Raw genomic sequence first — 22,303 nt, forward strand, 5'->3', positions numbered from 1 at the left:
CCGGCGGTTGCACTCCACGTTGGGCTACGTCAGTCCGATGCAGTTTGAAAAACGCTGGGACGCGGCACAGCAATTGAAGGCCGCATAATGAAGTGGCTAAGCGGTACGTCAAACAGGGGCAGGTTCAGAAGCCAGTTGTTCTATTTGAAGCCTGCATGGGTCATTCAGGCGATTAGCATGGCATCAGACATGTGTTTTCCATGAGGGGGAGGTGAAGCAACAGGCTGCCACTTCATGCAGATCTCATAGCAAAACATTTCCAAAACACTGGGATCTAACGTAAACGCAGGCTAATCCATCCAGTCAGGTTTTTCACCCACAATCTCAGGCCATGAACCCTTTAAACCCCAAGAAACTGCTGTTAACCAAATGGACTGTGGTGACACCTGTGGCCAAACAAAGGCATTTTTTGGTCATCTGGGTGATCCAGCCGAACTTGCCGACCGATCCCATGGCGTGAGAAGACTGAAGCGACTGAAGCCAATGCGACCCGGACCATTGCCTGGCGGGACCTTCGCAAGGATGGCGTTTGGGGGCAACGCTGGGTTTGAGCAACACCTTTCAAATCCAAGGCGATTCAAATATTTACGTCAGAAATCGACCTTTATAATTTCCGATCGTCGGCAAACTGAATCTAGCTTGGCAGGTCGCGATGAATGGATAACTCACTACACACATTCACGCCAGCAGTCCTGTCAAAACCCGCCCAATAGACCTTGCTCCACAAGCGGCGCATGCGTACTTTTCTGATTTGATCAGTACACTTTTTCCATCAGCACTTTCGAGACCTGGACTCAGGTTTTTTCAACAAACAAAGGGACTGGTGTCCCGCATCAAGGAGCCCCCATGCGCGTAGGCCTTATTGGATTTGGCAAAACAGGACGAGCCGTAGCATCGGTCCTATTGGACTCAGAGTTGACACAGCTCCAATGGGTGATCAGACAATCTAGTTTGCTCGAGCACCGAACGGTGTCAGAGTATTTAGGCCAGAAGTCAGGTGACCTCGGCAAGATTTACTCCAAAACCGAGTTCACGGCTGCCGAGTTGCTCGATCAGTTTCCCGTGGATGTCATCGTCGACTTCTCTGGCGAAACAGGCTTGGACTATTACGCTCAAGAAGCGGCCCAACGGGGTGTCATCATCATCAGTGCCGTGTCGCAGTACCAACCAGAAAATCTGGCCAAGCTGAAACAACTCGCGTCGCAAACCGTGGTCATGCATTCGCCCAACATCACCATTGGCATCAACTTTTTGATGATTTCAGCCAAGATTTTGAAGACCATCGCGCCCTACACCGACATCGAGATCATTGAAGAACATTTCAAGATGAAGCCCGAAGTGTCGGGCACGGCCAAGGTCATCGCCAAGCAGCTGGAGCTGCCTGAAAGCCAGATCAAGACCATTCGTGCCGGCGGCATCATCGGTACGCACGAGATTTTGTTTGGGTTTCCTTTTCAAACGGTCCGTTTGAAGCACGAATCCATTTCTCGCGAAGCCTTTGGCAGCGGCATCTTGTTTGCGGTCAAACAATTACAAAACAAGAGCAAGGGCTTTTACTCCATGGAAGACTTGATGCTGCCCTTCTTCCACTTGAAGGACGAAGAAGAAGAGTTGGCTAAGACCCAGACCAAACCTTGGTGGAAATTCTGGGCCAACTGACTCAATTCATTCTCCTTCTTTGGAATTCCAGCAGCGATTTTGCTGACGAAGTGTTATCAGCCATTTTGTTGATGACTCTTTGTATGAAATGAGAATCAGTATTTTTTCAATCGTCGGTATTTTTAAAATTCAGGAAATGAAACCCCTCAATGATTCAACTGCCCCTAAGCCTTCTCCAGCCGTTTGATGCTGACCGGCTGGGGGGTGCGCAAATCTTGCGTGAAGAAGCTAACGCGCAGCTCTTCGAGTAGCCAGCGGAACTCCAGCATGCGGGCATCTTGCGCGCCTTTGCGTTCGGCCACCAGGCACCAATAGCGTTGTTCTTGGGGTTTCATCTCGGTTAGGCGCTGGGCGTCGCGGGTGGGGTCGGCGCGGTATTTATCGAGGCGCAAGGTGATGGCCTTCAGGTAGCAGGCGCAGTGCTCCAGCTGCGGCCACGGCGTGGCGGCCATGAAGTTTTTGGGCATCAGGCGTTGCAGTTGCTGGATGCAGTATGCCTTCGCGTCGAGTGCGTTTTTGGTTTTTTTGATCTTACGGGTAGCCGCGCCAAACTCCAGCAAGGTGGTGCCCGCCAGCCGGGCCACTTCGTTGGCAATCAGGGTGAGGCGGCCACGGCGTTCTTCGATGCGGTGGCTGCTTGAGATGTCCACGCTGGTTCATGTGCTTGGCAAAAAGACCTGCAAGAAATTCCTCATCAAATTCCACACCGTTGATGGCCACTCGCTTGATGATGCGTGTATCGATGTAGTTGTCAGTAATGACTTTGAGATTGTTGGGCATGGCTTTGGGTTAAAAACTCTAGCTATAAGACATTGGCGGGAATGCCTCCAGCAGAGCTCAGATGACACGGCGTATCGGTTTGATAAAAAAGTATTTCTGCATAGCCTGTCAGGCATGTGGCCTTAGTTTTCAAAATAGCTCGTATTTCGGGGCAAATACCCTGATTTCCGGCGATTTTTGTACATTTCGGCCAGTGCCTTGAGGCCAGCGAAGTGATCCTGATCAGTAGCCACCCTGCCCCCGGCGCGCCTGCTCGGCCTCTCGCTTGCGCTTTTGGGTATCACGCTCACGCTTGAGGGCCTCTTTCTGGCGATCCACGTTGGCCTTTAACTGTGTGACCCTCATCTGCTCAGGTGTGGGTGGCTTGAAGGGTTTGATGGCTGCGGTCTTGGGGGGCTTGGAGGCCTGAGGATTAATACTCGGGGGTGACTCGGCTATGAGGTCATCCAGCAGTGGGTAGCCTTGCCCTTCGCTGTGAATCTGGGTGGGGGCCACCTGTACGCAGTCCATGCCAAATTGGTATTGGCACAGCAGCCTTGCGTGAGTGGCTGAGTTGGCATGCACAGCAGTCTTGACCAGCTGGCCTCGGATCCGGAGGGTGACGAGATATTTGTTCATACAAATATTTATCGTCACACCCCCACGGCCAATTTATTTCACAAAGCCTTCACGCAGTTTGAGGGCGGCGGCTTCGATTTGTGCGTCCAACTCTCCAGCTTCCACAGCCTGTTTGATCAGCTCCAGCGTGGGTACCAAGTCAGCCACAGTGGCAATCTCCACAGCACTTTTGCCCTTGCTGATTTCTAACTTGCGAGCGCCATAGCGAATGTTCAAGGCCAGCTTGTTGGCCTCAGTGGTCCACCACCATGCGCGAACACGGCGGGCTATTTCCACACTGCGGCGACCGCCATCAGGATCAACAACTGAGCGGAACCGGGTCATGGTGAATTGAGTTCCATCTGCTTGACTTTTGGCCAACTGGATTTGCTCCCACAACTTACGGGCCAGTTTCATTCGGCGCAGCACTTGGGGGTTGTTACTGACTGTTTTCTTGGCCGCTGTGACCTTGAGTGATTGCAGGAACGTGGCTGTTGCTGAGGTTGTAGTTGACATGTGCTTTTCCTTTCAAATGTTTGTAAAGCACAGACAATTGTGTGATCAACCACGGGGTCAGGGCAACCGCATGGGCTTGGTATCCCGAGCTCTTGGCGGGACATTGGACAACCCATCAAAAACAGCCAGTTTTAGTAGTGGGTTTTGTCACGGTGATAAATAAAAGTGACGGGCATCACGAATCACAGATGAGGCCCGTTGATATCTACCGAGAAACAAGAGCTGCGTCACTCAGTTGCAATGACGCCCTAAACCTGGACAGTGGTGTTCGCAGGGACGGAAATTCCGAGCGGTAGCGGAGACTTGTAGTCACTACCCGAGAAGGATGCTGTTGGCGGTTGCTGGCCAATTGACTCAAGAAACGAACGAATATTTTCAGCACAAAGATTGTGGGGCCTAGCTACAAATGCACCACCAGTAATGGCATGCGAATTGGATACTGGCTGGAACACACGAACTGCCTGCACTGGAGCGCCCTGCCCTGCACAATGGCCAAGCTGCAACAGGCTTAAACCACCTTGAATGAAGATATTGCGGACAGTGTCTGGCACCCTGCGGCATGTTGAAAGAATCGTACTTTTGAATTATTTAATACACTTTAAACTGGTCCAGCTACTACGCCATGGCGGTGATCGATCTGGCCGATGCGGTGGCGCGTGAAGTGCAAAGCAAGCCATGAACCCGCTGAACCCCAAAAAACTGCTGCTGAGCAAATGGACCGCGGTCAAACCCGTGGCCAAGCAAAAACACTTTTTGGTCAGCCGGGTAATTCAACCCGAACTGCCCACCGACCCCATTGAACAGGTCGAAATCGAGGCGGTGTTTTCCAAGGCTGTTCAGGTCATTGCTTGGCGGGAGCTGAAGGACGACAGCGTGTGGCGGCAGGGTTGGGTTTGAGGGCAGTTGACTGGACTCACGCAATGTCAACCACTTGAAAGCAATACCCGTTTTTTAACTTCTTGTACTGCTTATGGACGAGGGGCAAGAGCTTTCAGGCTTGCGGGTACGCCCTTCGATCGATTTGTCTTCGCACACGTATATACAAGTTCGCTCTTTGCCCTTGACTTTGTCAGACTGCAACTTGCATGACATTTGTTTTTTTCCGCTCTGAGCCCATGCTGACGGCATCAAAGCGGATGAAACAACCATCATGCTAAAGATTGAGAACAACAATGGCAGCAATGGAAATTTTGATTTGGTTTCGACTTTCACAGCAAGTACCTTTTACAAATGGGTTTAAGCATGCAATCAATTGTGGATCTTACATTTGCACAAATTTACTTTGCAAAGCAGGCAATGAACACCTGTGAATCGCCCCGGGTTTCATACAGGCCCGTTGGTTTAAGTTGAGGCCTCGGTCTCGTACTTCCCAGGACGCTGCCCATAGTGATGTACATCAGCTTCAACCGATGAAACTGCTGAGCAGCGATCAACAATGGGAATTGAGATGCGGCACCAATATCCATCTCAGCCATCCACCCACCCACACCGTATCTGCCAAATACAGTGACCGAATTCATGCCCCTGGGGCCGCAGCCCGCGCAGGGTAAATCGACTCTGGTTGATATCCGTCAAAACACGAGTTCATTGAAGTTCAGAGAATTCCACACCATCTGTGGACTCTCCCTTTTATGAAATACAAAAATATTGTTCCATCGCAAAACGAAAAAGTGATGACCGATGATGCGCTGATCATTTCCAAAACAGACATCAAAGGAAAAATTACATACGGAAACCGAACATTTAACGATTACTCTGGTTTTTCCGAAAATGAATATTTAGGTATTCAGCACAATATTGTTCGCCACCCAGACATGCCGAGGGCGGTGTTCAAGCTGTTTTGGGATGAAGTGCAAGCGGGCCGAGAAGTGTTTGCTTTTGTCAAAAACCTCTGCAAAGACGGCTCGTTTTATTGGGTCTTTGCCAACGTGACCCCTTCACACGACACAAATGGCAATGTCATTGGTTATTTTTCTGTACGCAGAAAACCCAATCGCCAAGCATTGCCTCAAGTGTCCCAGTTGTACCAACAGATGTTGAACGCGGAACGTCAAGCAGGCACCCGTGATGCCATTGAAGCGTCCACTGCCATTTTGCGGGCTGCGTTAGCCAGTGCGAATTCAAGTTATGAAAATTGGGTCTTGAAATTACAAGGGGCTTGAGCTGAACGAGTGCCTTACCCGACGCCACGATCGTTTTTGAAAAATGGCAGGGCGTTCAATACGTACAAAAGCATCGATAAAAATCTGTCGCCCTAATTTGCAAGTCTTTGCTGAGCAAGACCATTCAAAATGTAGCTCAGTTATATTAATTGACATGACACGCTCAAAAGAGTCGGGCCATGGCTACATTCGATTGACTTTTAAGCACTCCAAGGCAATTCAACATGCAAAGCAGTTTGGTGTCCAAATTCACAAGGCGTGTGGCGTTTGGTGTGCCCGGTGATCAAGCATTGCCTGCCAATCCAGTGGCTTGGGCCAGCGCGCAAGTTGCCGCTTTGCCTCCGATTGACGTTCTGGACCCCGATGGCAAGCGTCGACAAGACTTGCCGGCCGACATGCGTTTGTTGTGGTCGATGGATGAGGTGATGCGCACATTTGAGCAACACCAACGCACAGAACGCTTGTCGTTTGAAAAAGCCAAAGAACTCTCGACCAAAGACTTTCAGGAAGAACGCGAGCGCACGGTTTTCACACCCTTTGTTCGCCTTGAGCATTGGAAAGAAGTACAGGCCCGAGAGACCACGGCCTTGTACGGGCAGGCCCCTGTCTTCGAGCGTTTTTGGCATTTTTGGTCCAACCATTTCATGGTGGCGCCTGGCAACCAGAACAACGACACCCTGGTGGGCCCTTTTCAGAGGTCCCTGCGGCCCTTGATGTTGGGCAAATTCAGGGAGATGCTGTTGCATGCGGTCACCCACCCGGGCATGTTGGTGTACTTGGACAACAACCGCAACACGGGCCCCAACTCCAAAGCAGCTCGGGAGAAGTGGACCAAAGACAGCATCAACGAAAACCTGGGGCGTGAACTGCTGGAATTGTTCACCCTTAGCCCACGCGCTGGGTACACCCAGAAAGATGTGGAAGGCGCCACACTCATCCTGACAGGGTGGCGTGACATGAAACCCGACAAATGGCACAAAGGGCAAAAGTTGGGCACCTACTTTGACTTTGACCGGCATGAACCCGGCTCACAGGAGGTCCTGGGCAAAAAGTACACCGCATTCTTCAAGCCCTCTGGCAAGCTCGAAGATTTGGTGAGCGACTTGGCCATTCACGCTGCCACTGCAGAACACTTGGCCACCAAATTGTGTGTGTATTTCTTGGACGACGCTCCCCCTGCCGCTGCAATTGCCCGTGTGAAGGAAGCTTTCATCAATAGCCAAGGTGACCTTCCCACAGTGCACCGGGCCGTCATTGAGGCTTGCTGGACACACTTGGAGCACACACGCAAGTTTGTCTCACCAGAAACCTGGTTTTTGCAGGTCCTGACACTGACAGGCACGGAGCCTCCGCGAACTGTACCCATCACCAAAAGCACCCCAGGCATCAAGACGCCGTTTTTACTGGGAGATCTGGGCCAGGAGTTACCCCGGTGCCCTCAACCCAACGGGTGGCCGATTCGATCAACGGACTGGATTTCCAAGGAAATGCTCGACCGCAGATTGCGCGTGCTGGGCGTTCTGGCAAACATGTCACGCCGCACAGGCATGGCCCAGCAAGCCCTGCGCCGCATCGTGGCCGGATGCCAGCGGGATGTGCCGGCGCAAGAAGCGGCTGCACAGCTGCTGCTCAAGCCCGAAGTACAGGCCGATATGCGACTGGCTTGGGTCGCCTATTTAGCCAGCCCAACTTTGCTGTGGAGTTGATCATGAAGCGTCGCATGTTCTTAAAACAAGGCGCTGCCTTGACCAGCCTGAGCTTTGCTGCGTTTGCGCCAGCTTGGGGCCAGGGTCAGTCTGGCAAGCCCCGCTTGCTGGTGGTGTTGCTGCGTGGCGGCATGGACGGGTTGACTGCCGTCCCCCCGGTGGGCGATGCGCAATACAACACCATCAGACCCCAAATTGCGATCCAGAAATCCCTCAGGCTCAATGCCGATTTTGGGCTGCATCCACAACTTGAAGGTATGCACAGCCTGTGGCAAGCCGGCCAATTGGCCGTGGTACACAGCACGGGTTTTCAATACACAGGCCGCTCACACTTCGAGGGCCAGGACATCATGCAAACCGGGGTCATGAAACCCTATGTGTCCACTTCAGGCTGGATCGGTCGTGCGATGGAGCAAGCCAAAGTCGATAGCGGTGTGGCCATTTCGATTCCCATGCCATTGATCCTGCGCGGTCACGACAGGGCCACCACCCAGTTTCCCAATTGGATGCCGGCGCTGCGCGACCAAGACCTAGCGGCTGTTGCGAACATGTGGGCCAACGACCCGATGCTCAATGCCTACAGCGAGGTGATCCGCGAAGCCAATTTGGGCAAATCCTTGAACAGCATGAACGGAGTATCTTTTCAAAATGCCCGTTCTATGCAGGGTTTGGCCAGATCAGCCGCAGCTGCCATGCGATTGGAAAGCGGACCGCAGGTGGGCCTGATCGACATGACCCACGGTTTCGACACCCACGCGAGCCAGGGTGCAGAGCAAGGCAACCATGCCGACAGGTTACGCGATCTGGACCAATTGATGACGACTTTTCGAGACGAAATGGGCGGCCAATGGGACAACACCTTGGTGCTGACCATCACCGAGTTTGGGCGTACAGCTGCCGAAAATGGCACCAATGGCACAGACCATGGCGTCGGAAGTTGCTGCTTTCTGGCCGGAGGGCTGGTGACGCAAGCCAAGGTTTACGCAGATTGGCGTGGCCTGCAAAAATCCGCCCTCTTTGAAGAGCGCGACTTGCCCGCGACCATCGATGTCACCGCTGTGTACGCCAAAGTGCTGGAACGCGTTTTCGCGCTATCGCCCAAAACTTTGGCGAACGCAGGTGTGCTGGAACACAAAACAAGTCCATTGCTCAATGGCTTGTTGGGCGTTTAGTTGGTGTTCCAGCCATCGAAACAGACACGGCCAGAACTTTTTGCGCTGTCGCACAACAGGACACATAAGTCTGAGCGCTCCACAACGCCCTGCTCATGGGCTGCAGCAAACCTAAACGCTGGCGGGCAATGGTGTCCTTGATGCTGTCCAACGTTATCAATTACAGCCTGTAGTGAGCACCCCAGGGAACATATGCCTGAATCACAAAAGTCTCAACACCTCGTGCTGACGTGCCTTGCTGACCCAACAGATTTGACGAGTTCATGCGATTGACACATTGGGAAGATAGTTTGAACGGGATCTTTTTGTAATTCCCGACATGTGTCACCCCGAGGTAAATCTGATGAAACGAATCCATTTATTCATTCCATCAGCATTGGCTGCTGCCTGTATGCAGGCTTTTATTCCAGCGCATGCTCAAGCTCAGACACAGAACTTCAATCGCATTGCGACCTTTGAATCGTTTCGTAACGTATCGGCTGGCCGGACTGTCAGCAAAAAGTCGGTCGCCGAAATCGTCGCAGCCAGTCAGGATGGCCGCCTTTTGGCCTATACCGATGGCGAACAAAAGGGCATTGGCCTGATTGACATCACCGAGCCTGACACCCCTAAAGCCGCTGGTTTTATACCTGTGGAAGGTGAGCCCACTTCCGTAGTTTTCTTGGATCGCAAAATCGTGGCGGCTGTGGATGCCTCCAAACTCTTCTTCCAGCCCGAGGGGCATCTGGTAACGATCGACATCGCCACCCGCAAGGTGGTGGAGTCATGCAATCTGCAAGGCCAACCGGACTCGATCGCGCTTGATAAATTGGGCCGCAACATTGTGGTGGTCTTGGAAAATCAGCGTGATGAGGGTCTCAACAAGGGCGCCCTGCCCCAACTGCCTGCTGGCAACGTGACCATTCTTCCCATCAAAAATGGCGTGCCAGACTGCACTGGAGCGCACCCCATAAACCTGACAGGGCTTGCAGACATCGCCCCCACCGACCCAGAGCCAGAATTTGTCAAGGTCAATGACAAGGGGCTCGCTGTGGTGTCCTTGCAGGAAAATAACCACCTCGTCCTCATCGATGTGGCCAAGCGAACAGTGTTCCGCCACTTTTCTGCTGGGTCGGTCAATTTGAATCAAATCGATCGCAAACGCGATGGCGTTATCTCCCCAACAGAATCCATCACGGGCCTGCTGCGCGAGCCCGATGCCGTGGCGTGGCTCGATGACAAACGCTTTGTGACAGCCAATGAAGGTGACTACAAAGGAGGCTCCCGCGGCTTTTCCATCATCAATACCGAGGGCAAAGTGGAGTTTGACAGCGGCGCATTTCTTGACCACCTCGCCATTCGTCTGGGTCACTACCCCGAACGTCGATCTGGCGCGAAAGGCAATGAGCCCGAGAGCGCAGAGGTGGGTGTATTTGGAAAGGACCGATTGATCTTCATTGGCTCCGAGCGCTCCTCCCTGATCAGCGTGTGGTTGGATATGGGCCCCGGAAAAGCTCCCCAGTTTTTGCAAGCGCTGCCCGCTGGCGCAGGCCCAGAGGGTCTGCTGGCAATACCACAGCGTCATCTTTTGGTGGTGGCATCTGAGACAGATGGTGCTGCACGCGCGTCCGTTTCCATTTACCAGCGCAGCAACGCGCCGGCGAATTACCCCACACTGATGTCGAAAGACACACCTGAAGGGACACCGATGGCTTGGGGCGCCATCTCTGGGACTTCGGCAGACATCCAACAGCCTGGCCGACTGTGGGCTGTGACGGACAGCGCTTACTCGACCACTCGTATTTTGCAAATTGACGCCAACGCCACCCCGGCGCTCATCACCAAAGAGATCACCCTCACCAAAGGCGCAAAGCCAGCCAGCTATGACGCAGAAGGCATTTCTCAACGTGCTGATGGCAGCTTCTGGATTGCATCAGAAGGAGATCCCAACAAAAAATCAGGTCCAACAAAAAACCTGCTTTTGCGTGTTTCTAACCAAGGCAACGTTGAAGAAGAAATTGAATTGCCAGGGTCACTCAACAACCATACGGTTCGCTTTGGATTTGAAGGTGTCACACGCACTGGCTCTGGCGCAGAAGAGGTGGTTTGGATTGCTGTTCAACGTGAATGGAAGAACGATCCTTCAGGCTTTGCCAAAATTTTGCGCTACAGCCCTGCCCAGAAGACATGGGGGGTACTGCATTACCCATTGAGCAAATCAGCTGCAGCGGGTGGCTGGGTCGGATTGTCAGAGATCACGGCACTCAGCCCGAATGAATTGGTGGTGATTGAGAGGGACAACCAATTTGGCGACCAATCTTTCAAAACACTCCACAGCTTTTCTGTGGCCGGCCTGGTGCCAGCCGATGTGGGTGCCCAACAAGTGCCAGTGATCAGCAAACGCCTGGTAAGCGACTTGGTGCCCGAACTGCAAAAGCCACGAGGTATCGTGCTCGACAAAGTGGAGAGTTTTGCGATCGATGCCGCAGGCAATGCGTTCTTCATCACAGACAACGATGGTGTGGATGGCACGAATGGCGAGACGCAGTTCATCCGGCTGGGGAAATTGTCCAATTTGCGTTGAATTGGCGATCACACCTGCCGTGTTGGAGGCAGGTGTGACGGGTTTGAATGCGAGATTGACACAAACTCCGGCCTTAAGCGACTTCCGAACTCAGATCAGCGCTGGGCGCTGGCATGTAATAAATTTTGCAAGGGCAACAAACTAAATACCAAGTGCAAGCTACCCACACCACACTGGTACTGACAAAGCAAGCTCAATTTCCACGGCGGTTTTGCCCTTGCTAATTTCCAACTTCCGAGCACCCTACCGGATGTTCAAGGCCAGCCGGTTGGCTTCGGTGGGCCACCACCACGCGCGCACATGATGGGGATTCTTCACACTGCGGCGCCCCTCTTGTTCGTCCGTCCCTGAGCGGAGTTAGGTCGAGTTGAATCTCGTGCCATTTGCCGTTGATCGAGCCATTTGAATTTGCACCCACAAAGTTCGAGCCAACTTCATGCGGTGATGGACGTTTGGGGTGTTGCTGACCGTTTTCTTGGCTGCTTGGACCTTCAGTTGATGAAGCCGAAAACGATTTGATCCAGTGTGTTGCCTCACAAGGTATTGGCGGGTACAGGGCTTGCCCCTGGTGTTCCCATTTTCAAAGCTTTTTCGCGTCCACCAAATTTTTGAACCAAGCGATTTTGGTCTTCCTTGGCCTGCCGATCAACGGCCTGCGGGTCGAATTTTTGGCGCAGGATTTTTTCAAAATACCAGCACACTTCTTGGTGCACGCTGTTTGAAGCGAGGTCTGTGGTTTGACCTGGGTCATTAACGATGTCAAACAACTCTGCAGGGTATCCCACGTAATGGTGATACGCCCAGCGATCTTGGCGCAGCATGTACGCTGCGCTGGGAGAGCCCACAGCGTGGTACTCGCTGAATCCCAGGCGCTGAGGGTCATCAGGCGAGTTGGCGACCTCCACCAAAGAGCGACCCGGCAGGTCCTTGTCAGGCGCCAAACCCGCATTGGCCAGCACAGTGGGTGCCACGTCAATCAAGCTGACGTGGGTGTGGCAGAGGTGGTTTTCAGGAACACCCGGACCTGCTACCACCATGGGCACATGCGTGGCCTCACGGTAAAGCGTCGATTTGTTCCACATGCCGCGCACGCCTTGGTTGTCGCCATGATCGCTGCAGAAGATCACACGGGTGCCGCCCTCCAATCCGGTGTCCTTCAAGGTCTTTAGCACCTGGCCAAATTGCTCGTCGATGAAGTTGACCAAGGCGAAATAACAAGCCAAGGCCTCGCGACGTCTCTGAACCGAGCCCAACTCTTGGTCAGGGTCTGAAAGGTCGGCATGCCGCTGCACCCAGGGATGTCTGGGATGGCCGTGATCCGGATGCAAGCGGGGTTCAGGAATACGGTCAAAGTCAATTTGATCGAGGTACTTTTGTGGCACCACCAATGGGAAATGTGGCGCCACAAAACCAACCAACAATGTCCAAGGTGTAGAGCTTTTCTCGGCAGCTCGCTCTTTTAACCACGCCACCGCTATTTCTGCACTGGCCATGTCATAGCGGTTGTAACTGGACTCCCCTGCCCCCAATGCGTTAAAAAGGAACGGTGGGCGTTTTTCATCGGGCAAAGGGTTGCGCACAGAGCCCCAGACTTGGCCAATGCCTGCCGCCAGGTGAGCGGGCTGATGCTGCCGCGTGAAACCCGTGGGCGCAGTTTCGCTCACGTAATGCAACTTGCCGATGGACTCAACTCGCTGACCCGCTTGGGCCAAATCATGGCACCAGCCTTGTATGCGCCCGTCATAGCCCATGGCGTTGTCCCAATAGCCGGTTTGGTGCACCCATCGGCCCGTGGCCAATGCCGCTCGCGCAGGCACACAGATTGGCGAAGGGGTGAAAGCGTTGGTGAAACGTGTGCCTCTTGCCGCCAAAGCGTCCATGTGAGGGGTGGTGACAAAGGGGTGACCAGCGCATCCCATGACCTGTGCGTCTTGCTCGTCGGTGAGCAAAATCAACGTATTGCAAACTTGTTTTGTCATGCAGGTCCTACGGGATCCGACAGGTTTTCCAAGATGTCGTCAGGACGGCTCATTAATCGCTGGATCAGCTCTTCGCGCAAGCCTCGTGCATTGAGGTCATCGAACAAGTTGTTGCACTCATGGGGGTCGTTGTACAGATCGTACATTTCGCCGGCGCCCGATGTCATTTCGAGCGTGAGCTTGGCGGTTTGCGTGCGCACTGTGCGCAGGTCCAGCGCTACGCCGCAGCGCGAAGTGCCCAAGCGCCACTCGTTGAAGGCGTGATCGCGCTGCGCCTGGGACTGGCCTTCGAGCAAGGGTCGCAAGCTGTTGCTGTGCACAGCAGTGCCGATGGGCGTGGCTGCATAGTCGCCAAACGTGGCCGCCAAATCCAAAGTTGACACAGGATCCTGCACCACCTGGCCTGCGCCAACGCCCGGGCCACGCACCACCAGTCCGACACGCAAGAGGCCTTCGTAATGCATGGGGCCTTTGAGCATCAGGCCATGGTCACCCAGCAACTCGCCATGATCGGAAGTGAACACGACCAAGGTGTTGTCGGCCAAACCTTCCTCTTGCAGTGCAGCGAGAATCCGGCCCACTTGGTGATCCACAAGTGAAACCATGCCGTAGTAATTGGCCGTGATGTCGCGCAGTTGGGCATCAGTCTCAAATTTCATGCGCGAATACTCTTGCCGGACTTTCCGACTCTCCGGCGTGCCGCCTGGAGTGCTTTCGAGCGCTGCACGATGCCACCATGGCCGTCGGTCCAAGTCCAGGCTTCGATGCTTAGGTAAGTCAACATCTTCGGGGCGGTGCATCCAGCACCACGGCGCTGGTGCGTCAAAAGGGTGGTGTGGATCGGCCATGGACACCCAAGCGCAAAAGGGCTTCGGCGCTTGGGCCAAAGTCCGGGCATGGCGCTGCTCAAGCCCTTGCTGTTTTAAAAAACTCACGGTGCGGTCACCCACCCAAGTGCTGTTGTGCCAAGCCGTTGGGAGTGCGCTGTTGTGGGTTTGCGCCGCATCCGTAAACGGGGCGAGCGCTTGCTTGTAAAGCGCATCTTTCACATCGCCCATGCCATCTGCGTGGTACCAACGCTCGTAATGCAAGCCGCCAGGTGGGCGCTCTGGCAACCAGTAGTTGTGCCCGAGTTGCATCAGTTCAACTTGGTCAAACCCCATGTAAGGGCCATGCCAATCGTCCGCAAACTGGTGTGAGCTGGGAATGTTTTCGCAGCGGCCGGTGGGGCGATTGCCATAAGAGTGATTGCTGGAAAAGTGGGCTTTGCCAATGAAGCAGGTGTCGTAGCCCGCTCTGGACAGCGAACCTGCAAAACCATTTTCAGCCAGGGCTTCATCCAGATCGATCCCGTTGTCATGCACGCCGTTGGTGAGCGGCAGCATCCCGGTGAGCAATGCGCTGCGAGAAGGCATGCACACCACATTCGGCGTGATGCACGCCGAAAATCGGGTGCCTTGTTGGGCCAGCAAATCCAGGTGCGGTGTCTTGACGCCCCGCCCTTCAAAGCCAAAACAATCAGCACGGTGTTGATCACTCATGATCAACAAAATATTGGGCTTTTCCATGTGCGGGGAGACTCAGTTTTCAGGTGTCACTTGTCACTTGTCTGCTGTGTAACCTGTTGCCTTGATCACGGGGCCCCAGCGCTCAAAGTCTGCTTTGAGTTGACGACTCAAATCCGCCGAATTGAGCACCTCAGAGCCGAATTCCAATTTTTCGATGGCCGCCACCAAGCGGGGTGACTTGGCCGCCGTCATCATGGCTTTTTCAAGCTCCGCCAGCATCGGAGCAGGCGTTTTGCTGGAAGCAAACAGGCCAAAGACCTCGGTGATGCGCAGATCTGGATAACCCAGATCTTTGAATGTGCTCACCCCAGGCAAGCCGGGCAATGACTGGTCACCCGAAAACGCCAAAATGCGCAACTTACCCGACTTGTGGTGTGTCACCAAATTGGGCAAGGTGGTCGCCAGTGCTGGGATGTTGCCACCCAAAATATCCGTCATAGCGGCCGCGCCCCCACGGTAGGGCACATGCTGAAAATCTATACCAGCCAGTCGACCGAACATCACGCCCATGAAATGCATGGCCGTGCCAGCGCCGGGTGTGCCATAACTGGCTTTTCCTGGATTGGCCTTGGCCCAATCCACAAACTCTTTGAGTGTTTTGGCTGGCGTGCCTGGGCCTACACCCAAACCAAAAGCGAATGAGCAAACACTGGCCAAGGGTTTCAAATCCGCCATGCTGTATCGCAAGTTGGGATAGACGTGCGGAAAAATGGTCGCGTTGCCACCCGGCATGAGCACCACGGTGCTGCCATCGGCGGGTGCCGCCAGCATGGCCTCTGGGGCCAGTTGCCCGGCTGCACCTGTTTTGTTTTCCACGATCGCGTTGTATCCCAGAACGCGCATTTCTTCGGCCACTTGTCGCGCCACCACATCCACCGCGCCGCCTGCAGGATAGCCCACCAAGATCTTTAGCGGTTTGGCCTGTGCATTCACCCAACTTGGGGTCATGGCGAGCAGGCTGGTGGCGGCAATCAAACTGAGGGCGTGGCGGCGATGGCTCATGGCGTAACTTCCGTGAAGTAAAGAACAGACGGATGTTGGATTCGCGTGTTGTCCCGCTCAGTTACTTCGGTAACAATTTAGGGATGACCCTTAGCGAAAATGTTGAACCGTCCATGAATGACCCGGTGTGGCGCAACAGCCAAAGCTTGGCACGCCAATTGGCCCATGCGCTGTCTCGGCCCGTGGACTTGGCACAGCGCCCTAGACACCGCGTGTCAGTGGGGCAAACCTTGATCAACACCCGTGATGCGGTTGCCCACTTGCCTTTTGTGATGAGTGGGCGTCTCAATGCCGTGGTCCACATTCCAGGCCAGCAAGGCGGGCAAATCGTGCCCATTGCATTTGGCCCGGGGGAGATCGCGCTTTTGTCCTACTTGTTCAATCGCTTGCCCAGCGGCAGCGATTTGGTCGCAGCTCAGGCCTCGACGATCCAATGGATCCCTGTGGAGGACATTGAGAAAGCCTTGCTTCGTGACCCTCAAATGATGGTCCTTTTGGTCAGCTTTTTGGGCCTGCGTTTGCGCGAAGTTCAGGCACGTGAACGAGCCGGTTTTGCCCGCAACGTGCCGGCCCGTTTGAGCGCCAGTTTGTCACGCATTGTGATGAATTTACCGAGCAGAACCGATGGGCGACTGCTGATCCAAGCAACCCATGAACAACTGGCCGCGAGCTGCGGCGTCAGCCGTCCCAAGACATCGCTGGCTTTGAAAAAAATGGAGCGCGATGGCATTGTGTTGTTGGGCCGAAAATGGGTTGAAGTGCTCAACACCACGGCGCTTCAAGCCCTTGCAAATTGAACAATTCATATGGCCAATGAAATGCTTACCCGTTGGCATTCCCAATCAGAAACCGTCTCCATGTCTTCTAGCACCTTCATCTCCAAAGCGCCCTGACTTGTCCAGTTTTTATAGAACTGGATCAAGTCGGCCATGACATTCTGACCGCAGGCCTTGTGCGCAAAATACAACTGTCAACAACGGCCACTTCGCGAATGGCCGTATTCCAGTCAGATTAAGAATCAGCCTTGAAACAAAGCGCTGCAACCAGTCGCCGCGCCATTTCCGAGTCATCGGCAAGACGTCGCGCATGTTCGGCGTTGGTGCTGGCCTCTAAGTTAGCCGCCAACGGAGTGACAAAGTCACGGATGTCTTGCTGGCCCATGGCCAGGCGCAGCGCAGCATTCAGGTTCTGCTTGACCGCCTCGCTCGCCCCTGCGGGTGCGAAGAAGCCAAACCATTCGCGAACCAGTAATTCACCAAACCCTTGCTCGCGGTAAGTCGGCACATCGGGGGTGAACACCGCCCGATCGGGGCCAGATGTAGCCAAAATCCGGATCTTGCCGCCTTTATGGTGTTGCACCCAATCGCCCAAGGGCGAAGACATACCCGCGAGCTGACCACCCATGACTTGTGGAATAGCGGGGCCAGAACCCGCAAAAGGAACGTTGGTGATTTGAAAACCACCCAATATGGCCAAGCGACCCGCCAGCAAATGAGGCATGGAGCCCGCTGCAGGGTTACCGATGCTGGCTTTGCCTGGATTGGCCTTGGCCCATTAAACGAAGTCCAAGATGTTCTTGATCGCATCGGGAACTGCAGGCCCCACAACGAACGCGTGGTCCGTGGAGTGACCAATGCCAATGGGGGCGACATCGGATTGGGCATAACTCAGCCGGCTGTACGAATGCGGGTAAATCGTCAGCATGGAGGCGGGCGAATACAAAATGTGGGCACCATCAGCCGCCGCGGACTTGAGGGTGGTCACACCAATCTGGCCACCGGCACCAGGCTTGTTGTCCGCAATGACATTGTTGGCGTAAGTGCCACGGAGTTTCTCAGCAATCCGGCGGGCAAATGCATCGGTCGTCCCACCCAGGGGGAAGCCCACAATGATGCGTAAATTTTCTAGGCGGGTTTGTGCAAAATTCGGCAAATGGGTCAAGCCCAACATACTGGCAGCAGCACCTTGCATCACTTGGCTGCGAGTGGTCATGAATTGCAACTCCTTGGGTTACGTCATAAAGAAATAGATTGAATCCCTTTACTGAAGACAGTGACTGGGGGTATTCACTCATCGCACTGCATTGCCGCATGGCACGCCAATTAGGGCGCATGTTGTTAGGTTATGTGCCTTCTGCTGCCACATGGTCAAGGCTGGTCAATGGTGCGGCCATGGCCACCAAATCCGGCATGTGCGCCCACGTCATCAATTCAGCGGCCTGAGTCGCATCGGCTGAAAGCCACTGATCGTGTAAACGAGGGGCAATAATGACGGGCGTACGCTTTTCGTCGCCCGGTTTGTGGAATTGACGCATCACGGGATGCTCGTCGGCGTTCACGGTGAGCATGGAAAAGCTGACCACCCACGCCCCTGTAGCGGGCTCTCTCCAACGATCCCAGAGGCAAGCGATGCCAAACGGATCGCCCGAGGCCCGCTGGATCTTCCAGCGCACAGCCTTGCCTGTTTCGTAGCTGGGTTCGTAAAAGTCATCGACCAGCACCAGGCCCCATTGACGTTGTCGCCATGCGGTGCGGTAGCTCGGCTTTTCTGCCACCGTTTCGCTTCGGGCGTTGTAGGTGTGACGGCTGATCTTGTCGTCTTTGGCCCAGGCAGGGATCAACCCGAATCTGGCTAAACCACAGGCCACCCGACCGGACCTGTGACTTTTCACCACCAAAGGTGCGGCGTACCCCGGATAGGCTTCGACGGGGTAGCCCGTGGGCAAATCGACCCCGAGATTTTCCTTGACCCATGGGGCGCGTTGGGTTGGCGTGAAGTTGGTGCACATGCGCAGAATTCAGAATAAAAATAACGAACGATCTGACCCATCTCTTTCGTGCCGCGTCATAAACTCAACTGATCGTGCGTCGCAGGCTGGCGAAAAAGAGCTCCGACTGAAGTCGCTCGCCGTTGGTCTGCTCCGCCACACGCGCAGCGAGCGCTGGGTCCACTGGCATCAAAGTCACACCTGTTGAGGCCGCCAGCACTTGCGCCTGGCAGGCACGCTCCAGGTAGTAAAGGTCGTCGTACGCGTAGTCCACGCGTTCACCGCAGACGATGACGCCGTGGTTGCCCAGAAACACCACATCCGCCCCTTGCATGGCGTGGGCAATGCGCTCACCTTCGCTCATGTCCAAGGCCAAGCCGTTGTAGTTCGCATCCACCGCCAGGCGACCATGAAAACGCATGGCGGTCTGCGAGAGGGTCGTATCCAAGGCACGCGCCGCTGTCATGGTGAGCGCGGTGGCGTAAGGCATGTGGGTGTGCAACACAACCGTTTTGCGCGCAATGCGGTGCACCGCCGCATGAATGAACATGGCCGTGGGCTCCACCGGGTGTGGGCCCGCCAGTTGCTCACCCGCTGCGTTGCACATCACGATATCCGCCGCTTGCACCTCACTCCAATGCAGGCCACGCGGGTTGAGCAAAAACCAGTCGGCCCGACCGGGCACGGCCACGCTGAAGTGGTTGCACACGCCCTCGCTCAGCCCCTGATGGGCAGCAGCACGCAAGGCCAGCGCCAGATCGGCGCGCAGGGGCAAAAGGGCTTCAAAGGTTTCATGGGCTTGCATGAGATAGCTCCGGCATCAATGGTGTTGTGGGCAGTGGGTCACGCTGGCTTCGCTTTTCCAAACTATGCATCGAAGAATACTGGAAGAGTGCCTACAAGATGGAAGACGGCTGCTTCTTTGGCCAGAATGCCGTTGGCTCGATGGAGGCTTCGTCTTGCCCAATGCCTAGGCGCCAATTCAACCCACAAGCCGCCACGACATCAGGGGCGATGCAGCATGCACGCCTCATTCAGTCGGATAGACTGGTGTTCTGAAAAAATGAAAATGCAACGCATGCCCCATCCCGTCTTGTCCAATTGGCCGGATCTCTCTTGTCGTGATCGCGGCATTTTCTCCGGGCTGCGATGAGCGATTCCCCCACCTCACGAGGCATCAGCCCAGGGGCACTCGTCCTGGCGGCGGCCACTGTGGTGAATCTGCCATTCGGCACTGTCTATGCGTTTTCAGTCTTCCTCAAACCGATGGAGGCATTGCGGGGTATTGGCCGGGCCGAGATGGCGATTGTGTTTTCCATGGCATCGATCTTTCTCACGATCGGCATGCTCATGGGACCCGCCCTGTACCGCCGCTTCGCACCCGTGCCCCTTTTGCTGTTTTGCGGCGCCCTCAGCGCCTCTGGCCTGCTGATCTGCGCCGCTGCACAGGGCATCTAGCATTTGCTGCTGGGCTACGGCGTGCTGTTCGGACTGGGCGGCGGGGTAGCTTTCATCATGATGCAACAGGGTCCGAATCAGACCATCAGCCCAATGAGCGGACTGGCCAACGGCTACGTGGTGAGTCTGTACCCCATGGGGGCCATGCTGGGCGCACCGGTCTTTGGCTGGGCCATCGAGGCATTTGGCCTGCGCGCTACCCTGACGGGTCTCGCGATCACGGTACTGACCAGCTGCGCCATCGCTGCCATGCTCTGGCATCGTGCGCAGGTTCGCATGCAAGACCCTGGCGCGAGCGCAGCCGACAGCCAGGCACGCAACTGGGGCTGTTTGCCCGGCTCTTTACGGTTTTCTTTCTCGCAGCATCGGCGGGCCTGATGGTGATGAGCCAGGCCGCTGACATTTTGCAGGCCTATGGCGCGAAAAGCCTGTTTGCACTTGGAGGCACCACCTTCATCACCGGTGCGATTGCGGCTGCCCGCATAGGTGGGGGCTGGCTCATTGATCGTTTCGCGGTGCCTCGCTTGGCCTGCATGGCCCACCTGATCGCCCTCAGTGGGTCCTGCCTGCTATTGAGCTGGCCGGGGCCAGGCATGGCGGTCCTATCCATGACGCTGATCGGCTACGGTTATGGCTTCATTTCGGGTCTGACGGCTGGAGCCATTGCGCGCTACTGGCACCCCAATGCCTTTGGCCGGGTGGCTGGGCAGATATACATTGCCTGGTGCATCGCGGCCATCAGTCTGCCGGTGCTGGCGGGCTGGCTGTACGACCAGACCCAGAGTTATGACCAAGCCATGCGCATTGCCGCTGGCGTGAACCTGTTGGGCGCGCTGATGGCCTTGAGCTTGCCAGCGACGGCGCGGGCCAAGGTTCAAGTTCAGCCTCCATCACCGCCTCGACATTAAGTCGAGGATAGCTGACCATGCGGATGCACATCCTCAGGGGCAGCCTGTTGCGCGCAGGCCTTGCTGCTTTCGCTTTTCTGCTATGTGCTGAGTCACCTTGAAACTCCAAAAAATTTCAAGGCTGCATTCAAAAGTGCTTTTTGACCAACAGGCGTCCCTCCCTCACTCCATCCCATATCCGCCGGCATTTGAAAGCCCCTACTTGCGGCAAACTGCTGAGCTGTTTGAACTTTCAATGGCCCAATAAATGCGCCATGCGCTACTTCATCAAAGTACTGGACCTCTAACAAGGCGCTGTTTTTTAATTTGACTTTTTCAGCCCATTGAAGGGTTGTCATCATTGTTCCTGAGGGGGTTGATTGACTGCACTGATCAGCCGTTCCGCTTGGCACATCTGTACTTTTTACATTGAACCTACAGGGGTCAGAGATCATCCAACGTCGTTGGCCCAAGCGAGCAGCCAAATCATCTTCCTTGCCAAATGCAATGAGCACAGGTACCTGGATCTCCCACGGATAACCAATCCCAACTGGGGTTGGTGCCTCAGAAAAAACACCCTGCACATGCTTCGGGTCTACAACAGACGCTAAGTTGATGACCACTGATGCGCCATTGGAGATGCCATAAAAATAGATCCGTTGAACGTCGACATCCTCACGCGTTAAAACCCACTGATAGGCTTGAAGGGCAACTTTGTAGAGCATCATTTGCCTGTAAGCGTTGCCCGTTCGTGGAGGAACACCATTGTGTTTGTAGGCATCAAAAATCAGAGTGGCCATTCCGCTTGCGAAGAAGGCATTGGTGATGGCCTCTGCATCTGCTCTTCCTCCGCCACCATGAACCGCAATCAGCAAAGGCGGTTTTTTAGCCCCTTCACTTGTTGGAGGAATTTTGAAAGACACACTTGAATGACATGGATCGAAGCCTGACAACTCTCCTTGCACAGCCATCCCAACAACCATTGGACGCTTGATCGCATCCGGTTTGCACTGCTTGGCATCCAATTGAACGAACTGAGCCAGAACAGAAAACGACCCTGACAGAGAGATGCCAAAAAGCAGTGCTTTGAGAAATTTCATGTGCTTTACCTCAACGATTTTTCCAGGGGTAGAGCCTTGGCGATCCAGATGTTTTTGGCTCTATAGCGACAACTCTTTGCAAATTTTTATTCATCCAACCCGCCGAGTATCGAACTTTTCCGATGATCTGTTAACTCATTTGAGCTGGCTGTTATCCAACCACTGGTCTAGAAGCAGTCCTACAAAGTTCTTGCCCAGGTCATGATCCCCACCAGGCACCACCATTACGAGGATTCCAGTGAGCCGCCCACTCAACGCAGTGACCTTGCCCCCGAAAAACGTACTGCTTAGCTGATGGTTAAAAATCAGTTCAAGGAGAACGAGATGAGTGAAACGAGGAAACGGGCCAAGTACACGCTGGAATTCAAGATGGAGGCGGTCAGGCTG

Annotated in this window: 19 protein-coding genes and 2 pseudogenes; 10 read left to right on the forward strand and 11 right to left on the reverse strand. The window is 54.7% G+C overall.

Annotation, left to right across the window (positions count from 1 at the left end; translation table 11 throughout):
- Positions 1-846 precede the first annotated feature (846 nt).
- Positions 847-1,659, forward strand: coding sequence for a 4-hydroxy-tetrahydrodipicolinate reductase (locus B9Z50_RS16975; protein WP_108365936.1), 813 nt, complete (start codon positions 847-849; stop codon positions 1,657-1,659).
- A 164-nt stretch (positions 1,660-1,823) separates the two neighbouring features.
- On the opposite strand, the pseudogene B9Z50_RS16980 reads toward B9Z50_RS16975, so the two are convergent.
- From B9Z50_RS16980 to B9Z50_RS16995, 3 genes and pseudogenes are all read right to left on the reverse strand, one after another.
- A pseudogene (locus B9Z50_RS16980) lies at positions 1,824-2,288 on the reverse strand (DUF3418 domain-containing protein); the annotation flags it as partial.
- Positions 2,289-2,661: 373 nt separating this feature from the next.
- Positions 2,662-3,057, reverse strand: coding sequence for a hypothetical protein (locus B9Z50_RS16990; RefSeq protein WP_108365938.1), 396 nt, complete (start codon positions 3,055-3,057; stop codon positions 2,662-2,664).
- A 33-nt stretch (positions 3,058-3,090) separates the two neighbouring features.
- The gene (locus tag B9Z50_RS16995) at positions 3,091-3,552 is read right to left on the reverse strand and encodes a DUF6641 family protein (protein ID WP_108365939.1); all 462 of its coding nucleotides are present in this window, start codon (positions 3,550-3,552) and stop codon (positions 3,091-3,093) included.
- Positions 3,553-4,227: 675 nt separating this feature from the next.
- On the opposite strand from B9Z50_RS16995, the gene B9Z50_RS17000 reads away from it, so the two are divergent.
- The 5 genes from B9Z50_RS17000 (at position 4,228) to B9Z50_RS17025 (ending at position 11,155) form a co-directional block, all read left to right on the forward strand.
- Positions 4,228-4,449: a TIGR02450 family Trp-rich protein gene (locus tag B9Z50_RS17000; RefSeq protein ID WP_108365940.1), complete on the forward strand. Its 222-nt coding sequence runs from the start codon at positions 4,228-4,230 to the stop codon at positions 4,447-4,449.
- A 734-nt stretch (positions 4,450-5,183) separates the two neighbouring features.
- Positions 5,184-5,714, forward strand: a complete 531-nt coding sequence (locus B9Z50_RS17010) for a PAS domain-containing protein (protein ID WP_108365942.1) — start codon at positions 5,184-5,186, stop codon at positions 5,712-5,714.
- Positions 5,715-5,938: 224 nt separating this feature from the next.
- Positions 5,939-7,420, forward strand: coding sequence for a DUF1800 family protein (locus B9Z50_RS17015; RefSeq protein ID WP_108365943.1), 1,482 nt, complete (start codon positions 5,939-5,941; stop codon positions 7,418-7,420).
- A gap of 2 nt (positions 7,421-7,422) precedes the next feature.
- Entirely contained in the window at positions 7,423-8,592 is a 1,170-nt protein-coding gene (locus B9Z50_RS17020; protein ID WP_158270704.1) for a DUF1501 domain-containing protein, read from the forward strand.
- A gap of 319 nt (positions 8,593-8,911) precedes the next feature.
- A complete protein-coding gene (locus tag B9Z50_RS17025; protein ID WP_199221785.1) occupies positions 8,912-11,155 on the forward strand; it encodes an esterase-like activity of phytase family protein in 2,244 nt (747 codons plus the stop codon).
- Positions 11,156-11,688: 533 nt separating this feature from the next.
- Here the strand turns inward: B9Z50_RS17025 and B9Z50_RS17030 are convergent.
- The 3 genes from B9Z50_RS17030 to B9Z50_RS17040 are packed head-to-tail and all read right to left on the reverse strand — an operon-like array spanning position 11,689 to position 15,704.
- Entirely contained in the window at positions 11,689-13,134 is a 1,446-nt protein-coding gene (locus tag B9Z50_RS17030; RefSeq protein ID WP_108365946.1) for a sulfatase-like hydrolase/transferase, read from the reverse strand.
- Positions 13,131-14,702 (reverse strand): sulfatase, encoded by a 1,572-nt coding sequence (locus B9Z50_RS17035; RefSeq protein ID WP_108365947.1) that lies wholly within the window; start codon positions 14,700-14,702, stop codon positions 13,131-13,133. Before B9Z50_RS17035 ends, B9Z50_RS17030 begins: the two co-directional genes overlap by 4 nt.
- A gap of 33 nt (positions 14,703-14,735) precedes the next feature.
- Positions 14,736-15,704, reverse strand: a complete 969-nt coding sequence (locus tag B9Z50_RS17040; RefSeq protein WP_108365948.1) for a tripartite tricarboxylate transporter substrate-binding protein — start codon at positions 15,702-15,704, stop codon at positions 14,736-14,738.
- Positions 15,705-15,817: 113 nt separating this feature from the next.
- Here B9Z50_RS17040 and B9Z50_RS17045 point away from each other — a divergent pair, with 113 nt between their 5' ends.
- The gene (locus B9Z50_RS17045; RefSeq protein ID WP_158270705.1) at positions 15,818-16,501 is read left to right on the forward strand and encodes a Crp/Fnr family transcriptional regulator; all 684 of its coding nucleotides are present in this window, start codon (positions 15,818-15,820) and stop codon (positions 16,499-16,501) included.
- A gap of 214 nt (positions 16,502-16,715) precedes the next feature.
- Here B9Z50_RS17045 and B9Z50_RS18030 read toward each other — a convergent pair.
- From B9Z50_RS18030 to B9Z50_RS17065, 3 genes and pseudogenes are all read right to left on the reverse strand, one after another.
- A pseudogene (locus B9Z50_RS18030) lies at positions 16,716-17,696 on the reverse strand (tripartite tricarboxylate transporter substrate-binding protein).
- 130 nt (positions 17,697-17,826) lie between these two features.
- The gene (locus tag B9Z50_RS17060) at positions 17,827-18,492 is read right to left on the reverse strand and encodes an SOS response-associated peptidase (protein WP_108365952.1); all 666 of its coding nucleotides are present in this window, start codon (positions 18,490-18,492) and stop codon (positions 17,827-17,829) included.
- Positions 18,493-18,556: 64 nt separating this feature from the next.
- Complete coding sequence (locus B9Z50_RS17065) at positions 18,557-19,276, reverse strand: aldolase (RefSeq protein WP_108365953.1); 720 nt, start codon at positions 19,274-19,276, stop codon at positions 18,557-18,559.
- 344 nt (positions 19,277-19,620) lie between these two features.
- Here B9Z50_RS17065 and B9Z50_RS17070 point away from each other — a divergent pair, with 344 nt between their 5' ends.
- The 3 genes from B9Z50_RS17070 to B9Z50_RS17080 are packed head-to-tail and all read left to right on the forward strand — an operon-like array spanning position 19,621 to position 20,837.
- Positions 19,621-19,929, forward strand: a complete 309-nt coding sequence (locus tag B9Z50_RS17070; protein ID WP_108365954.1) for a hypothetical protein — start codon at positions 19,621-19,623, stop codon at positions 19,927-19,929.
- Between the two features lie 3 nt (positions 19,930-19,932).
- Positions 19,933-20,307 carry a hypothetical protein gene (locus B9Z50_RS17075; protein WP_108365955.1) on the forward strand — a complete coding sequence of 125 codons (375 nt, stop codon included), beginning with the start codon at positions 19,933-19,935 and terminating at the stop codon, positions 20,305-20,307.
- A gap of 5 nt (positions 20,308-20,312) precedes the next feature.
- A complete protein-coding gene (locus tag B9Z50_RS17080) occupies positions 20,313-20,837 on the forward strand; it encodes an MFS transporter (protein ID WP_158270706.1) in 525 nt (174 codons plus the stop codon).
- Positions 20,838-20,929: 92 nt separating this feature from the next.
- Here B9Z50_RS17080 and B9Z50_RS17085 read toward each other — a convergent pair whose 3' ends face one another.
- The gene (locus tag B9Z50_RS17085; RefSeq protein WP_108365957.1) at positions 20,930-21,916 is read right to left on the reverse strand and encodes a S9 family peptidase; all 987 of its coding nucleotides are present in this window, start codon (positions 21,914-21,916) and stop codon (positions 20,930-20,932) included.
- A 135-nt stretch (positions 21,917-22,051) separates the two neighbouring features.
- A partial coding sequence (locus B9Z50_RS18035) for a hypothetical protein (protein ID WP_233249923.1) occupies positions 22,052-22,303 on the reverse strand: 252 nt, incomplete at its 5' end.

Origin of the sequence: Limnohabitans sp. Bal53, from assembly GCF_003063355.1 — a bacterium.
Lineage (GTDB): Bacteria > Pseudomonadota > Gammaproteobacteria > Burkholderiales > Burkholderiaceae_C > Limnohabitans_A.

Excerpts from the sequence above, each read along its gene's own strand:
- B9Z50_RS16995 (WP_108365939.1), bottom strand. The coding sequence starts at position 3,552 with ATGTCAACTACAACCTCAGCAACAGCCACGTTCCTGCAATCACTCAAG.
- B9Z50_RS17015 (WP_108365943.1), top strand. The coding sequence starts at position 5,939 with ATGCAAAGCAGTTTGGTGTCCAAATTCACAAGGCGTGTGGCGTTTGGT.
- B9Z50_RS16975 (WP_108365936.1), top strand. The coding sequence starts at position 847 with ATGCGCGTAGGCCTTATTGGATTTGGCAAAACAGGACGAGCCGTAGCA.
- B9Z50_RS17065 (WP_108365953.1), bottom strand. The coding sequence starts at position 19,276 with ATGCAAGCCCATGAAACCTTTGAAGCCCTTTTGCCCCTGCGCGCCGAT.
- B9Z50_RS17045 (WP_158270705.1), top strand. The coding sequence starts at position 15,818 with ATGAATGACCCGGTGTGGCGCAACAGCCAAAGCTTGGCACGCCAATTG.
- B9Z50_RS17010 (WP_108365942.1), top strand. The coding sequence starts at position 5,184 with ATGAAATACAAAAATATTGTTCCATCGCAAAACGAAAAAGTGATGACC.
- B9Z50_RS17035 (WP_108365947.1), bottom strand. The coding sequence starts at position 14,702 with ATGGAAAAGCCCAATATTTTGTTGATCATGAGTGATCAACACCGTGCT.
- B9Z50_RS16990 (WP_108365938.1), bottom strand. The coding sequence starts at position 3,057 with ATGAACAAATATCTCGTCACCCTCCGGATCCGAGGCCAGCTGGTCAAG.
- B9Z50_RS17000 (WP_108365940.1), top strand. The coding sequence starts at position 4,228 with ATGAACCCGCTGAACCCCAAAAAACTGCTGCTGAGCAAATGGACCGCG.
- B9Z50_RS17070 (WP_108365954.1), top strand. The coding sequence starts at position 19,621 with ATGAGCGATTCCCCCACCTCACGAGGCATCAGCCCAGGGGCACTCGTC.
- B9Z50_RS17040 (WP_108365948.1), bottom strand. The coding sequence starts at position 15,704 with ATGAGCCATCGCCGCCACGCCCTCAGTTTGATTGCCGCCACCAGCCTG.
- B9Z50_RS17020 (WP_158270704.1), top strand. The coding sequence starts at position 7,423 with ATGAAGCGTCGCATGTTCTTAAAACAAGGCGCTGCCTTGACCAGCCTG.
- B9Z50_RS17030 (WP_108365946.1), bottom strand. The coding sequence starts at position 13,134 with ATGACAAAACAAGTTTGCAATACGTTGATTTTGCTCACCGACGAGCAA.
- B9Z50_RS17085 (WP_108365957.1), bottom strand. The coding sequence starts at position 21,916 with ATGAAATTTCTCAAAGCACTGCTTTTTGGCATCTCTCTGTCAGGGTCG.
- B9Z50_RS17060 (WP_108365952.1), bottom strand. The coding sequence starts at position 18,492 with ATGTGCACCAACTTCACGCCAACCCAACGCGCCCCATGGGTCAAGGAA.
- B9Z50_RS17025 (WP_199221785.1), top strand. The coding sequence starts at position 8,912 with ATGTGTCACCCCGAGGTAAATCTGATGAAACGAATCCATTTATTCATT.
- B9Z50_RS17080 (WP_158270706.1), top strand. The coding sequence starts at position 20,313 with ATGAGCCAGGCCGCTGACATTTTGCAGGCCTATGGCGCGAAAAGCCTG.